The following is a 15,283-nucleotide window of genomic DNA, read 5'->3' as shown; positions in this document are numbered from 1 at the left end:
AATAAACCGATGAAAAATTATCAAAAATTTATGAACCCATGCCGATGATCCCATCCCTCGGGCGTGATTTCATAGGGCGGCCATGATCCCATTCCACGACCATAATTCCATCCCACGACCATGATTCCATCCCGCGGCCATGATTCCATGCCACGACCATGATTCCATGCCATGCCGATGATTCCATAGGGCGGTGCCCTATGCTAATGATCATGCCCTTTCAGGGCGAAAGCGAATTAGCCTATTTGTAGCACCCGCCCCAACGGGGCATCATCATTAGCATAGGGCACCGCCCTATGGAATCATCGCGGGATGGAATCATCGCGGGATGGGATCATCGTGGCATGGAATCATGGCCGTGGCATGGAATCATGATCGTGTGGCATCGAATCATCGGCATGGAATGGAATCATGGTCGCGGCATGGAATCACCGGCATGGGAACATACCCTACGGATTCGTTACCGGATCAGGCGATCGGCATAAATCCAAAAAACAAAACCCGACACGTAGGCCGGGTTTCTGCTATACCATAAGATTTTCAACGTGCTGCTCTTAAAACCGGTTTAAACGGCTCTCTTCACGTCACGGGCATTGGGGCCTTTGGCAGTCATTTCAACCTCAAAAGTTACTTTATCACCATCTTTAACCGCATCAACCAGGCCGCTGATGTGCACAAAAACGCTATCCTGTGTTTCCTGATCTTTAATAAAGCCGTATCCTTTCGACTCATTGAAGAACGTCACCGTACCTTTTCTGATAACTTCCTGCGGGACACCGGCTTCTTGTCTGGAAACCCCGATCTGTATATCTTCCGTATTTATAGTTTTTTTCTTGCGCAGATCTGGGGGCGAAGACGAAATATTACCGTTTTCATCGACATACGCCATCATTTCGTCCAAACCTTTTCCTTTATCCGAATTGGCTTTCCGCTCTTCTTTCTTCTCAGCCTTTTCTTTATTCTTCTTTTGCCGGTTCTTTTCTTTTTCCTTTTTATTAAACGTCTCTTGAGTTCTACCCATAATTTGGTAATTGTTTTGGTGGTCAATTCTGACTATCCGCCACTGCGGATAGCCCCCTTACATCTCCGGAAGCTTTTCGATTGGTGAAGATCTGACAAAGAAGCGGTATTGTGACGAGAGGGATATATTATTTTTAATCAGGTTCCGGGGAAATAAGTTCATTATCGGCTGAATTGCTTCCTAAAACCAACGGTTCGCTGCATTTTTTCGGTGAAATTAACTTCAGAACCTCTTTTTGGGAATTTATCCGGTTTTGAAAGAACGCCCGTTCCGGTTTATATTCACCACAAATAGCCTTATTTTTGAGCAGCCCGCAGAAGCCGTATGGAGCATCAAAAGCCGACCATTCCGTTTCTTCCTTGTTTTGATTTTTACGGAAATCCGCATTCCGTCCATGCTTACACCTCAACCCCGTTTTGGCTTCCTTACCAACGCGAAACAAAAGCCGGAATGGATTTAAAACAGAAGCCAACATGCAGATAACCTACCGATTAGCCACCGAATCGGACCTGATTGAAATTATCCAAATGCTGTCCGATGATCAGTTAGGAGCCGAACGGGAGAAGTTTGAACGGCCCTTACCGGATTCGTACACCCGGGCGTTTGCCAGCATTTCGGCCGATCCGCACCAGGAACTAACGGTTGCCGTGCTGAATACCGAAATTGTGGCAACCTTTCAGTTGAGTTTCATTCAGTACCTGACCTACCAGGGCGGAATTAGAGCCCAAATCGAAGCCGTACGGGTGAAGGCCGAATACCGGGGCAAAGGCATCGGGAAAGCGGTTTTTCAATACGCCATTGAAAGAGCCCGTTCTAAAAAAGCGCACGTTCTTCAATTGACTACCGACAAAAAGCGCCCCGACGCACTACGGTTTTACGAGTCGCTCGGGTTTATCGACTCGCACGCAGGAATGAAACTTTATTTGAAATAATACCGTGGCGGGTCTGACGGTCGATCACTCCGATCGACCGTCAGACCCGCCACGGTATTCGGTATTGAAATGAGATCTACCCTTCACAAGCAGGCGGCTGGCGTAACGGATTAAAACACGATAGCTCTTCGCTTACACGCTCGGCTCCCAGCCTTTTTCATATTCCCGGCTCCACAACTTCATGGCTTCTTTGTTGTCGCGGATATGGCCGTTTTTCGAGTCGATATCCAGCGGCTTATTCGTCCGGTAGGCGATGTTGGCCAGGTGGCAGAGCAACGTACTTTTCGCGCCTTCGTCGATGGTCGAATTCTGTTTTTCTTTGCCCCGGATGGCGTTAAAGAAGTTCACCACATGGAGCGTGGTCATATCGCCACCACCGCCCAGGGCCGTTCCAGCTTCCGATCCTTTCGCTTTGCTTTCTTTCACCAGCTTGCCCTCGCGGTTGAAAAGCCGATACCCGTCGCGGTCTACGTATACGCTGCCCGTGCTGCCATAAATGATGGTGCCCCGGTCGCTGCCGTAGGTTTTATATCCATCCCGGCTTTTGCCGTCCCACTTGATGACTTTGTTGCCCGGAAACCGGAAGGTAGCATCCATCGTGTCATACATGGCCCAGCCGTCGTCCAGAAAGTGCCGTTTTGCGGCCTCAACCGTTACAAATTCCGGAAACTCCACCTGCAAAGCCCAACGGGCCACATCCAGTTCATGCGTCGCGTTGTTGCCACTTTCGGCCGTACCATAGTGCCAGCCGTACCAGTGCCAGTTGTAGTCCCAGGTATCGTGCGTATACGGTCGGCGGGGAGCCGGTCCCTGAAACAGGTCCCAATCCAGCCCGTCCGGAACGGGTGCCGCTTTAGGCACGGGCACTTCGCCCCGGGAAGCGGTATAAAAAGCAACGGCCTTGTAGGGCGTTCCAATGGCACCGTTATGAATCTGGCCAATCACGTCGATCGACTCCGGAGCCGAGCGTTGCTGATTGCCCATTTGCACCACTTTGCCGTATTTTTTCTGAATTTCGACCAGAATTTCGCCTTCCCGCGGATTTTGGCTACACGGTTTTTCAACATACACGTGCTTGCCCCCCTGAACGGCCAGCCAGGTTCCCGGCGCATGCCAGTGGTCGGGGGTGGCATTGATCAGCACATCCACGTTCTTGTCGGCAATGACCTTCCGGATGTCGTTTTCCAGCTTGGGTTTATAGTCGATAAACTTCGAGAATTTCTGAAGACCGGCTTCCCGCTGTTTTTTCATCACATCGCACAGATACACCAGCTCGACATTGCTGTCTTTTTTCGAAATGGGTTCGTAATAAGCGCCCAGCCGCCGGCCCAACCCGGCAATGGCGACGTTCAGCCGTTCGTTAGCCCCCATTACTTTGGCGTAGCTTTTCGCCGACAGACCCGTAGCCAGTCCACCAAATGTGATACCGGCGGTGCTCAAGGCGGCTTTCTTAATAAAATCTCTTCGTGAATTTTCCATTGAAAACAGGTTGCTTAGGTTTTGGGATGCTGGCGAATCGGACGAATTCGGCAACGACCGCACAGCGATACAGCCTACTCCATGTAAGCAGATAGAACGAAAAAAATACTGTCATCGAAACCAGTTTTCCGCATTCGATGCGATTTTTCTCAGTACCTGAACGGGTGAGCAGACTCGTGTCCTGCTACAGAATCGAAACGTCACAGCGAAGCTTTTACGAAGGAATGCACAGCAAAGAAAGCCACTGAAACCGCTCAGTTCGTCGAGCCCGGCGTCATTTATGCCCACTGCTGGCGAATCGTTGGCAGATACAGCTTGGAAGGTTCAGTCCGCAGTTGCAATACGGTATAGGGATATTCCTGTTCAAACAGATCCTGAAGCTCGTGCACATACTGGAGATACCGCCGGGTTTGCACGCACAGCCAGCAATTCATACCCGGAATTAAACGCGAATCTTCGTAGGTCCAGGAGTTGGCCGAAGGGTCGGGCCAGTAGCCGAAAGCCGTCAGCCAGGGCTTTGTCAACTTGATAGGCTGGGGACGGTTGGGTGGCTGAAGTGCTTTCAGAAGTGTTTCAGTCAACAGTACGGGCTCATTGTGAACGAGGTAGTACCGATTTGGTTGTGGAGGCAAAACCATTGAACAGGTAACTAAGGGTTTGACTAAAATACACAGAAAAGCAGTAGTACAAGTTATTTGTACTACTAAATCGCTCTATAAGTTAGTTATCGGGCAAAAATGGGGTGATTCCGGCGCTTTTTATTACAGCAGTAACGAATCGACCCGGTGAGCATGCACCATCCGATCGCTCGTCGACCAGGTAAAAATCGTAAAACGACCGTCTTGCGAGGCTACCAGGGCAACGGCATCACGTTGATCAAAAACGAACTGAGCCGCCGACAAATGCCGGGTACCGCCTGTTTGTGCGGGATGTACCACCACGGCCCGATTGCCGATGATGGGTTCGGTGATGATAATCTGTTCGACCCGGTCGCTGGTTTCGGACCGGCCTATTTTCGCCCCAAATCCCAGCACTTCATACCGGTCGTTGATAATGGTGGCTCCGTCGACCGAAGTCAGGCCGGCAATGGCTTCGACGGCCAGGCTGACCGCTCCACGCCATACGTTTTGATTAGCCTCCTCGGTTTCCTGCAGCAACAGATCCGCCAGCCGCGAGAATACCGGCACGACCGGATACGAAATGGGCTGAATGATGGAGTCACGCCAGACCTGGCTGCCCGACGGCACAACGAGCAGCGAGCCCCCCCGGCCGTGAGCCCGCATCGAAACCGCCAGTTGTACCAGAATATTCATCGAATCGTTCCAGAACGATGGCAGCGTGAAACCCAGCATGGAGGTAACCACAAACGGGCAATCGGGCGTCCGGGCTGTGCCTTCGTCCACAATTTTAATCTCATCGCCTTTGAGAATGGCCACATTGACAAACTTGCCAAATCCATCCATCCGGCGGTGTTTGATCACCAGCAAGCCCGGTTCAATTACTTCCAGAACAAAACAGTTGCCCGGAATTTCACGCGTTGTGCCCCAAATGAATAATTCGTCGTTTTCGTGCCACACACCGAGGTGAATGCCGGGTCGTTCCACGGCGGGAGCCAGTTTGGTCAAAACGGCGGGCGTAAACCGCAACCGTTGGCCAAACATCAGGGGCTGACCGGCTTTGCCGGGGGGCAAAAACGCCAGCGTAACCTTCGGTGAATACCCTTCTTCGTGCCGCAGACTGGCCCAGAAAGCCGTGTCGATCATGGCTTCAATTTCGGGCGCATACGGCTGGTGGGCCATTTCAGGGCCACCATTGCGGGTTGCCGTGGCAAAATGATGGGCGAAATAGGTTTCTATCGTTCCAGCCACCAGCCGGGCGGCCTGATAAGTAGATTCAGAATGCATATTCAAAGTAAACAGGTATTGACTGCATTGAAAAGGATCGTAGGCAGGTTTTAAGTTCCACTTTTGAAACTGGCCCGGTTAGAATACCGTATATTACAACCGGTTTCCGGTTACAACCAACGCGTGAACCGGAAATCAAAACTCATTTTCTGGCAACAGTTAACGGGCATTTGGTTATTTTTAAGGGTAGAATGCGTTAAGTAGCGAACGAAACAAGCTTGTGAATACTGATTCAGGAACGGGCAATGAGTTATTTGAGTTGCTGACCCGGGCAACGAGAGATGCGGTATGGAACTGGAATCTGCAAACCAATACCGTCTGGTGGAGTGAAGGATACACTACTTTATTCGGCTATCCCGTTTCGGCCGAGGTCGGGACAAATTCCTGGCACGATTACGTTCATCCCGATGATAAAGACCGGATTATAACCGGTATCAACCACGTCATCCATCACGGTGGCAGTAACTGGGCAGATGAATACCGGTTTCGCCGGGCCGACGGCTCCTATGCCACCATCTACGACCGGGGCTACATCATGCACCGGGATGGGGAGGCCGTCCGAATGGTTGGTTCCATGCAGGACATCACGGAACGGGTCACCCTGCTACAGATGCGCAACGAAAGCGAGGAGCGGCTGCGTATTGCGCTCGAGTCGGCCCAGTTAGGAACCTGGGATTTTGATCCCGGTCAGAACCACATCAACTGGGACGACCGCAGCATGGCCTTGTTTGGGCTGGTCGATACCGGCCGGATTACTTACGACCAGGTGCTCCGGCACGTTCACCCGGACGACCGGGTCCAGGTGAACGAAACCATCCAATGGGCGCTCAATCCGGCGTCCGGGGGCCAGTACGACGCCCGTTTTCGCACGGTGGGAGCCAATGACAGCAAACTGCGCTGGGTGCGTTTCATCGGCCAGGCCCATTTTACCGAAACCGGTCAGGCCTACCGGTTTTCCGGGGTTGCCCAGGATATTACCACCGAAGTTCTGGAGCGGGAAAAAGCCACCTTGTCTGAACAACAGGCGCGGCTGGCCCTGGAAGGGTCCGGCTCCGGGTCGTTTTCAATTGATCTGGAAACCAATGAGATCATTTATTCGCCTTCATTTGCCCGGATATTAACGGGCGAAGAGCGCATCGGGCTCACGCGGGACTTATTTGTGAATCATACGCATGTGGAGGACCGACCGGTTCGGGATCAGGCGTATCGCATAGCCCTCCGGACGGGCAAGTTACACTACGAAGCGCGTTTTATCTGGACCAATCAAGAAATTCACTGGATCAAAATACTGGGTCAGTATCTGTATAACAGCACCGGAAAGCCCGTGTCCTTTTCCGGTATTGCGCTCGATATTACGCAGCAGAAAGAAAAAGATAATCAGCTCAAAAAAGCAGAGGAACGTTTCCGGAATATGATTGCCCAGGCCCCGGTAGCCATCAGTATTTTGAACGGGCCAGATCTGGTTATAGAAACTGCCAACAAAGCCATCCTTGAATTATGGGGAAAAGACCCTGGCATCATCGGGCTTCCGCTCCTGCAGGCACTACCGGAAATTAAGGGACAGGGCTTCGAGGAGTTGTTAAAAACCGTTTACAGGACGGGCATTTCCCACTACGGATTTGAAACGCCGGCCCGTTTGCACCGCCACGGCCAGCTGGAAGACGCCTTTTTTAATTATGTGTATGCCCCCATGCGCGAAGATGACGTGAATGTCACCGACCTGATGGTGCTGGCTACCGAAGTAACTCCCCAGGTAAAGGCGAAACTGGCGCTGAAAGAAAGTGAGCAGCGATTCCGCAATTTGATTGAAGAAGCGCCGGCGGCCATTTGTCTGTTTACGGGCCCGGACATGATCATCGAATTACCCAACGAGGCTATGCTGCGGTATTGGGGAAAAGATGATTCCGTTACGGGAAAACCGCTGCGGGAAGCCGTGCCTGAGCTGATAGGCCAACCTTTTCTGCAAATCCTGGCTGACGTCTACGCCACGGGCGTCGAATATACTTCGCAGGAAGCCGCAGCCGAACTGGCCGTAGACGGCAAGCTTGGCCTTTATTACTTCAATTTTACGTATAAACCGTTACGCAACGCCGATGGAACGGTTTATGCCATTCTTGATGTCGCCATTGACGTTACGGAGCAAGTTATGGCCCGCCGGAAAGTGGAAGCGAGCGAATTGCGCTTCCGAACGCTTCTGGAAGCCATTTCACCCATGACCTGGACCAGTACGCCGGAAGGAGAAGTCAATTTTTTCAACCAGCAATGGTATACCTACACCGGGCTCGACCAGGAGCAATCCAAGGCCTGGGGCTGGCAGACCGTGGTGCACCCGGATGACCTGGTCTATACCACGAAAATATTCCGGACCGGCCTGGAGTCAAACGATACCTTTGTGGTCGAAAACCGCTACCGTCGGGCTTCTGATGGCATGTACCGCTGGCATCTGAACCGGGTTTTGCCGGTTCGGGACGAAACGGGCACCATCACGCTCTGGGTAGGAACGGCCACCGATATTCATGAACAGAAACGGATCGAAGCCGAACTGGAACGCCAGGTTCAGGCCCGGACCCAGGAGTTGAAAAACTCAAATCAGGATTTACTCCGCTCGAACGAAAACCTGACACGGTTTGCCTACGTGGCCAGCCACGATTTGCAGGAACCGCTGCGCAAAATTCAGTCGTTTGGCAGCCTCCTGCAAAGCCAGTATGCTTCGGGCCTGGGCGAGAACGGCATGGACCTCATCAATCGCATGCAGTCATCGGCCGGGCGTATGTCGGAATTGATCAAAGATTTACTGGCTTATTCGCGGATTTCGACCCGGCAACAGGCATTTGACCCGGTTTCATTAACCGAAATCACCAGGAAAGTCCTCGAAACGCTGGAATTGCAGATTCACCAGTCGGGGGCCACCATCCAGATCGACGACCTGCCCACTGTCAACGGTGATTATTCGCAATTGGGCCAACTCTTTCAGAATTTACTTTCCAATGCCATCAAGTTTAGCCGATCGAACCTGCCTCCGCAAATCCAGATTCAATATGCCAACCTGGCCGCCACCGAACTGCCCCTGACTGTCCGGCCAAACCGGCAGGTCAGTCACTACCATCTGATTAGCGTTACCGATAATGGAATTGGTTTTGATGAAAAATACACCGACCGGATTTTTGAAGTTTTTCAACGGTTACACGGCAAATCGGTATACAGCGGCACGGGAGTGGGCCTGGCGATCTGTCAAAAGGTAGTGGAAAATCACGGTGGCGCTATCACGGCCAGGAGCCAGCCAGGGCAGGGCAGCACATTTATCGTATGTCTGCCCGGCTGATTCGGGCACACAGCATCCGAAATTAGTTTGATTTGGAAACGGTCAGCGTACCACAGAGCTGGTACATGAAGGCTTGCCAGGCCGTGTAGTTGTTGGGTTTGACCCAACACCAGGCCACGTCCAGTTCCCGGCAGCGAATCTCCCAGCTGGGATCGATTTCGGAACTCATCCAGGCAAACGGAACGGTTTTCAGAGCCGGTTTCTCCCGGAGTAATTCGGTCAGTTCCAGACCATCCATCCGGGGCAAATGGTAGTCGATTAAAATCAGGCTGGGCATTGTCACGGCGCTTTCCAGATAGGACAGCAAACTGGCAGCATCGCTAAATGGATTGAGTTGACAGATCCCACCAATCTGGAGCATGGCCTTTTGCATCAGCCACAAATCATCTTCATCGTCGTCTACTACCAATACAAGTGGCTTCATATAAATCTGTCAACGGGCAGGCGCCTGGAAAACAGGGGCGTTGTCTCACTATACCAGAATTGAGAAAAACTCTTTCTGCTTAAACCCGTTTGCAGACCATTTGTTTCCTGTTTTAGAAGACAGAAGACTAATATGGTAATTTATTGTTTTCATACTCTTTTACTTACGCCCGTAATAGCTTTCCCAAAACACCAGTTTGGCCTTGTCAGGCAACAGGCGGCTTTCAATGATCTGATCGATCATCTGGACGTTTTCCTGGTGTGGTTTGTAGGTGGGCCAAACCGGTAGATTACGGGCGTTTGGATTACCGGTTTTGGCAAAATTGACCCAATAGGACGATAGCACGTCCGCAATTTTCTGGTCAATGGCTTCCCACGGCCGATCCACCGTATGGAGGTTGTTGTAGGCATACGGAACCTCGCCGGTATGAAAGGCACCGAATTGCGTCTGGGGCGTGTGGGCGGGCACTTTCCGGTTGAAATTGTACAGAAAAACCGGTGCTTTGCCGGTTTGGCACTGCATTTTGGCCCAGGTGTAATCCTGAATGGCAAAACTTTCATCCCGGTTGCTGTTTCCCTGCGACCGGGCACTTTCTTCCTCGGTAGCCGCCGGATAGACGGCAAAATAAGCGTCAACCTGGTCGCCAAACCGCTTTTTTGCCTGCTCCCGAAACACCTCGGCTTTAACCGGTGCCCCCATCACTTTGTCGTCCTGGTTCCAGCCCAGCAGGAGCGGTACGTCATTTTGCCGGGCTTTGGCGTAGATTTCATAAATCCCTTCGGGCAGCAGATAACCGTCTACGATGGGCGCACTGAGCCCGCCGGAAGCCTTCAGAATAGCTTCCGCCGATTTGTTCCGCAACTCGCTGAGGGAAGTCGCTCCCAGATTTTTCGCAAACTCAACACCCTGCTGTTCGGCGCTTTGCAACGTCAGTGTAGGCCGCGACGGATTGGAAATAAAGCTCCCGCCACTTTCGGCAATGGCCCGGTGAAAAAGCCCTTTCGACAACGGAGAAGCAGTTAGGTAATTCACCGCTGAAGCCCCCGCCGATTGTCCGGCAATGGTGACATTGGCCGGATTACCGCCAAAAGCAGCCGCGTTTTTTTGCACCCATTTCAAAGCGGCAATCAGGTCCAGCAGCGCATAATTTCCGGAAGCCTTGTACCCCGATTCCTGCGAAAGTTCGGGGTGGGCCAGAAAACCGAATACGCCAACCCGGTAATTGACCGTCACGAAAACGACGCCTTTTTTGGCCATCGCTTCCCCATCGTAAATCGCGCAGCCCGCGCCCCCGCTCCGAAAACCGCCCCCGTAAATGTATACCAGAACCGGGCGTTTTTCGGCCGCCGACCGGGCACCCGTCCACACATTCAGGTACAGACAATCTTCACCGATGGGCGCTTCAGGAATCAGAAATTCCGACGACCAGTACCTAAACGGCGCGGGTTTGTCCTGCATCGGACTGGGACCGAAGGCCGTACATTTTCTGACGCCAGCCCAGGCCTTTACCGGTTGCGGGGCCTTCCAGCGCAGGTTGCCCACGGGTGGAGCCGCAAACGGAATGCCTTTAAAAACCCGGATATCGCCGGCTTTAGTTGTTGTACCTTCAATTCGTCCGCTCGCAATTTCAACGATTGAAGACTGCCCGACGGCTAATGAAGTGACGGCCAGGGTCAGCAATAGGGCAAGGCGGATTTTCACACTAAGGAAAAGAAATAGGATAGCAATGTTGAGCAAATCAGAAAGCCATTACCGGAAAAGCAGCGGCACATATTCGTTGAGGTACTGCCGCCAGTTGGTCCAGGTGTGTCCGCCCGCCGTTTCTTTGTACTGGTATTTGATCTGGTGTTTATCGAGCAGCGCCAGGGTCTTTTTGTTGGCATCCATCACAAAATCGTCCTTACCGATTTCAATCCAGAATAGCTTCTTGTTCTTGTTAAAACCGGGATCTTTCAATACGCTGGCATATTTGGTTTCGGCTTCGTCGATGGTAGGCCCGAAAAAACCGGAGCTGAATACGCCCACATAATTGAACAGTTCGGGCCGGGACAAGGTCAGATCCAGCGTCTGAAAACCACCCATCGACAGTCCGGCAATGGCCCGGCTTTCGCGGTTGGTCTGTGTCCGGTAGTTCTTCTCGACGTAGGGCATGACTTCTTTCACCAATTCATCGGCAAACAACGCCCGCATTTTCTGCATGGTCGTCTGGTCGGGCATTCCCGTTGAGGGCGGGAGCGGCATGCTGCCGTTGGGCATCACCACAATCATGGGCTTTGCCTGACCGGCCGCCAGCAGGTTGTCGAGAATAAACCCGGCCCGGCCAACCGTGGGCCAACCCGAATCGTCGTCTCCCCCACCGTGCAGCAAGTAAAAAACCGGGTATTTAGTCGTACCTTTTTCGTAGCCCGGTGGCGTGTACACATGCATCCGGCGCGCCATACCCAGCGTGTTGGACTGATACCAGACCTGCCGCAATTCGCCGTGGGGAACCGGCCGGTTGTCTTCAAAAACCGTTTCCGCACCCGGCAACGCCATCACATTTTCCAGACTACTGATGCCCTGCTTGATGACCGGATTTTTGGGGTCCATCGTCCGAACGCCATCAACCATCAGCGTATACGTATAATAGTCGGGTTTCAGCGGGCCAACCGTCACCGACCAGACGCCGTTGGCATCTTTGGTCAGAGTCAGCGGTTTTGCGCCCCCCAGAAAATCGCCCGACACGATCACTTCACTAGCTTTGGGAGCATAAATCTGAATCGCCACCCGGTTGTCAGTCAATACTTTGGGCGATTTGAGCGTGTCGTTGGGCGTGGGTTGGCGCGGGGGCGTTTGCGCGAGGGCCTGAAAACCCAGCAACAGGGCCAGCATCAGCCACCCGTTAAAAGTAACCTTACGATTCATAGCAGTTTCGGATAAAGGTTGGGCGCCACTGGCGTCTTTCTTCAAAAATAGGGAAAGTATTCATTTTGTAAAAAATACAGAAAGATTTTTTGAAATATTTCAGGCATAAGTAGCACAATTTATCAGTCAGCATTTCGAATAACGGTCCTGCCCGCTGCGCCAGCTATTCGCTTTTCGGCCCTGATTATTCATTCAATTCCGCCTGGTGTCGCTTCCGGCTGGACAGGGCGGTACTGCCGACCGTACTTTTAATCAAAAATAACAAATACACACCCATGAAATTTGTCTTCTATACCTTGCTGATTGCCGGTATGATCATCGCCGAAAATGCCAACGCCGATTGCCCGCCGGTGGTTACCGACGGGAAAATCCACGGAATTTTACCCGTAATCAACCAGAAAGTCGCCTATGCCGAGGTGGTGGATTGCGGCAGTGTGTCGCAAATCGAATTGTTCCGGCGCGCCCGGTTGTGGGCCGCTCAGTCGTTTCGGTCGGCCAGCGAATCCTTCAATCTGAGCGATAAAGAAACCGGTGATCTGGTGGGTAAAGCCGTTCAGGTCGTCACCTTGCCGCGTTCAGAAACGTCGGCTGGCGGGGTTTTCACGTTTCGGTATACGTTCGTCATCGAATGTGCCAACCGCAAATACCGGGCAACGATTACGCACGTTGAACTCGAAGCGGACGGCAAATCGGTTCCGGTGGAAGTCTATTGCCAAAAGAACGACAAGGACTTGCGGGCGATATACACGGAACTCGACAAGCAATTCAAAGGCGTGCTGGCGTCGATTCAGGATGAGGTGAAGAATTACAAAGCGTTTTAATTCATGAACCGCACAGCCGCTTATCTGCTGGGCCCCGAACTGGCCTGGGTTCTGATGCTCGCAATCGCCGGAATGCTGATCGCCCGCAACGAACCCGTAACCGAAGCTGGCAACGATCAATTGCTGAATAGTGGCTGGTTTCTACTCATTACCGCGGTTTTGCTCTCATTTGTGCCACTGTTCTGGGCACCGGGGAGCCCGTGGTGGTGGTTATTCCGGATCATCTTCGTCGGTTTTTTCAGCACAATTCTCCTGTCGAGCCTCATTTGTGGTGGCGTCGATTACCGCGACAGCCGCAATTCCGGCGTCGGTACGGCTTTCATTCTGTACATTGGCGTGGGGTATGTATTCCTGTTTGGAGGAGCTTTCGTAGCCGCTATTTTCTTTCTGACCAAGTGGAATTTTCTGCCGGTATTGAAATGGAGCCTGATTGTCATCGGAAGTCTAACGGCTTTTTTTAGCCTGATCTTCTGGCTGGCTTCCTTCGGGAAAAGTGCGGCATCCTGACCATTTTGCGACATTCGATTCATAAAAAAACTCCCGGAAGGCGGACCTTACCGGGAGTTTTCTGTCAGTCTGACGGCTTAAAAACCGCTCTGCGCATTCATCAATACGATTTCGTCATCTCGCTTAGTTTGCAGATCGATCCCAGCGTCTGCGCCAGACTGTATTTTGCAATGGCGACGAGTTTGCTTTTCTTCCTGCTATAATCGTACATATCTTTTTTCCAGGCCTTAAAATTATAGCCGTTCAACTGATCGAAAATCAGGGAGATATTATGGCTGGCAGCCACCGTTGTGTGCCAGATTCCGTTCGGAATAAAAATGGTTTCACCCGGTTTCAGAATGATGCTCAACGGCGTAGCATCTTTGTATTTCGGATATTTTTCATAATCCGGTTTCATGATATTGATCGGCGAAATAAAACTGGCGTTTTCCGGATACAGCAGTTCTTCCTGATCTCTCGGAAACACGACGAATTTCTTTTCGCCATACAGCTGCGTAATCCACGCATTCGTGTGATACATGTCTTTGTGCAGCGAATATTGATTTCCCGGACCACCAATAAACAGGTGAATGCTGTTTCCAAACTTGCCATATGGCATAACTTTATTCCGGAACCAGTTCGGAAACGCGTACCCCATATCGATAGGATCCACCATTGGAAGCAGCTCCGGTAATTGCAGCGGTATTTCAAACAGAATCGGATAGGGAGCCGGGTTTTCTAATGTACTTTTCTCGGTAATATCCAGAATCTCGTTCATCGAGTATTCCTTCCCTTTATAGACGGTTTTATGATTCCCGAAGTGGCTTCTAAAAAAATCGGGATCAAACTGGCGGTTGGATTTCCAGCTTGCGGAAGCATTTTTAAAAACCACCGGAATACCGGGTTTAAGGTAGTTTTCAATAAACTGCCCGTAACTGATCGAGTCTAATTTTTGTATCTGCTCCATTGCCGATCATTTTATACGTTTGAATAGATAAGGGTTTTATATATACGCTGTTAGTAGTAACCATTATTTAAATTTATATCCGGTCAGTTCTCTGAGTTTAAAAAGTAGTCCAATGGCTTCTGCATAGCCATATTGTAAAATACTTTTTAGTAAACCTCGCTTCTTTCCGTATTCGAAAATATCATTCTTCCAGGCGTTAAAATTATTCCCGCTAAGTTGTTCAACGACAATGGATATGTTATGGCAGTATGCAACTGTCGTATGCCAGATTCCGTTGGGAATATAAATGGTTTCGCCGGGCTGCAATACGACGCTCAATGGGGTAGCATCCCGGTATTTGGGATACTTTTCATAATCCGGTTTTAAAAAATTAATGGGCGAGCGGGTTCCCTTGTTTTCCGGGTAAAGTAACTCTTCCTGATCACGGGGATAGGCAATAAACTGCTTCTCTCCATACAGCTGCGTGACCCAGGCATCGGTATGAAATAAATCTTTGTGCAACACGTACTGATTTCCTACACCGCCAATGTACAACTGCCGGTCATTGCCAAACCGGCTTTTTGGTATCAGCCTGCTGTTGAACCAGTTCGGAAAGGCGTAGTTCATGTGGAGGGGATTCAACATGGCCAGAAACTCCGGTAATTGCGACCGCAATTCGAAAGCCATCGGATACGGTGCGGGCTTTTCGGGCGTGCTTTTTTCGGTAATCTCCAGCACCTCGCTCATTGTATAAACTTTGTCCTTGTGCGTGGTTGTATAGTGCCCAAAATGGTTCCTGAAAAAATCCGGATCGAAGGTATGTTTCGATTTCCAGCTCGCGGAAGCATTTTTAAAAACCACCGGAATACCGGGTTTAACATACTGATTAATAAAGTCTTCGTAGCTGATCGAATCTATTTTTTTGATCTCTAATAGCTCTTCTTTTTCTACCTGCTGCATGATCGCAAACGCGTTAGGGTTACCGGTAATCGTATTCTGAATCAGAAATGCAAGCGTACGAAAAGCACCAGCGTACCAATGCAT

General features: G+C 51.1%; 14 protein-coding genes. 4 read left to right on the top strand and 10 right to left on the bottom strand.

All coding sequences use genetic code 11. The features are described 5' to 3' along the window. Positions 1–565: 565 nt before the first annotated feature. Both EHT87_RS22565 and EHT87_RS22560 read right to left on the bottom strand, forming a co-directional pair. Positions 566–1,021: a cold-shock protein gene (locus tag EHT87_RS22565; RefSeq protein WP_124908948.1), complete on the bottom strand. Its 456-nt coding sequence runs from the start codon at positions 1,019–1,021 to the stop codon at positions 566–568. A 133-nt stretch (positions 1,022–1,154) separates the two neighbouring features. Then, the gene (locus EHT87_RS22560; RefSeq protein ID WP_124908947.1) at positions 1,155–1,496 is read right to left on the bottom strand and encodes a hypothetical protein; all 342 of its coding nucleotides are present in this window, start codon (positions 1,494–1,496) and stop codon (positions 1,155–1,157) included. Here EHT87_RS22560 and EHT87_RS22555 point away from each other — a divergent pair. Beyond that, a complete protein-coding gene (locus EHT87_RS22555; protein WP_124908946.1) occupies positions 1,495–1,953 on the top strand; it encodes a GNAT family N-acetyltransferase in 459 nt (152 codons plus the stop codon). The genes EHT87_RS22560 and EHT87_RS22555 overlap by 2 nt on opposite strands. Before the next feature lie 132 nt (positions 1,954–2,085). Here the strand turns inward: EHT87_RS22555 and EHT87_RS22550 are convergent, their stop codons facing one another. The 3 genes from EHT87_RS22550 to EHT87_RS22540 form a co-directional block, all read right to left on the bottom strand. After that, positions 2,086–3,432: a Gfo/Idh/MocA family protein gene (locus tag EHT87_RS22550; protein WP_124908945.1), complete on the bottom strand. Its 1,347-nt coding sequence runs from the start codon at positions 3,430–3,432 to the stop codon at positions 2,086–2,088. A gap of 278 nt (positions 3,433–3,710) precedes the next feature. Then, a complete protein-coding gene (locus tag EHT87_RS22545; protein WP_124908944.1) occupies positions 3,711–4,013 on the bottom strand; it encodes a hypothetical protein in 303 nt (100 codons plus the stop codon). Between the two features lie 180 nt (positions 4,014–4,193). Further along, positions 4,194–5,336: a putative sensor domain DACNV-containing protein gene (locus EHT87_RS22540; RefSeq protein ID WP_124908943.1), complete on the bottom strand. Its 1,143-nt coding sequence runs from the start codon at positions 5,334–5,336 to the stop codon at positions 4,194–4,196. A gap of 220 nt (positions 5,337–5,556) precedes the next feature. Here EHT87_RS22540 and EHT87_RS22535 point away from each other — a divergent pair, with 220 nt between their 5' ends. Then, positions 5,557–8,658, top strand: a complete 3,102-nt coding sequence (locus EHT87_RS22535; protein WP_124908942.1) for a PAS domain-containing sensor histidine kinase — start codon at positions 5,557–5,559, stop codon at positions 8,656–8,658. Between the two features lie 22 nt (positions 8,659–8,680). Here the strand turns inward: EHT87_RS22535 and EHT87_RS22530 are convergent, their stop codons facing one another. The 3 genes from EHT87_RS22530 to EHT87_RS22520 all read right to left on the bottom strand — a co-directional run bounded on the left by EHT87_RS22530 (position 8,681) and on the right by EHT87_RS22520 (position 11,986). Continuing rightward, entirely contained in the window at positions 8,681–9,082 is a 402-nt protein-coding gene (locus EHT87_RS22530; protein WP_124908941.1) for a response regulator, read from the bottom strand. A gap of 159 nt (positions 9,083–9,241) precedes the next feature. Continuing rightward, positions 9,242–10,783, bottom strand: a complete 1,542-nt coding sequence (locus EHT87_RS22525) for a carboxylesterase/lipase family protein (RefSeq protein WP_124908940.1) — start codon at positions 10,781–10,783, stop codon at positions 9,242–9,244. A gap of 48 nt (positions 10,784–10,831) precedes the next feature. After that, positions 10,832–11,986 (bottom strand): esterase, encoded by a 1,155-nt coding sequence (locus tag EHT87_RS22520; protein WP_124908939.1) that lies wholly within the window; start codon positions 11,984–11,986, stop codon positions 10,832–10,834. A gap of 275 nt (positions 11,987–12,261) precedes the next feature. On the opposite strand from EHT87_RS22520, the gene EHT87_RS22515 reads away from it, so the two are divergent. Then, positions 12,262–12,807, top strand: a complete 546-nt coding sequence (locus EHT87_RS22515; protein ID WP_124908938.1) for a DUF4468 domain-containing protein — start codon at positions 12,262–12,264, stop codon at positions 12,805–12,807. A 3-nt stretch (positions 12,808–12,810) separates the two neighbouring features. Continuing rightward, positions 12,811–13,314 carry a hypothetical protein gene (locus EHT87_RS22510; protein ID WP_124908937.1) on the top strand — a complete coding sequence of 168 codons (504 nt, stop codon included), beginning with the start codon at positions 12,811–12,813 and terminating at the stop codon, positions 13,312–13,314. 100 nt (positions 13,315–13,414) lie between these two features. Here the strand turns inward: EHT87_RS22510 and EHT87_RS22505 are convergent, their stop codons facing one another. Both EHT87_RS22505 and EHT87_RS22500 read right to left on the bottom strand, forming a co-directional pair. Beyond that, on the bottom strand, positions 13,415–14,260 hold the full coding sequence (locus EHT87_RS22505; RefSeq protein ID WP_124908936.1) for a cupin-like domain-containing protein: 846 nt from the start codon (positions 14,258–14,260) through the stop codon (positions 13,415–13,417). Between the two features lie 63 nt (positions 14,261–14,323). Beyond that, positions 14,324–15,283, bottom strand: a complete 960-nt coding sequence (locus tag EHT87_RS22500; protein WP_221622060.1) for a cupin-like domain-containing protein — start codon at positions 15,281–15,283, stop codon at positions 14,324–14,326.

Origin of the sequence: Larkinella knui (genome assembly GCF_003858645.1) — a bacterium.
Taxonomy (GTDB): Bacteria; Bacteroidota; Bacteroidia; order Cytophagales; family Spirosomataceae; genus Larkinella; species Larkinella knui.
The sequence above is the reverse complement of the archived record's forward strand: the minus strand, read 5'-3'. Positions and strand labels throughout refer to the sequence as shown.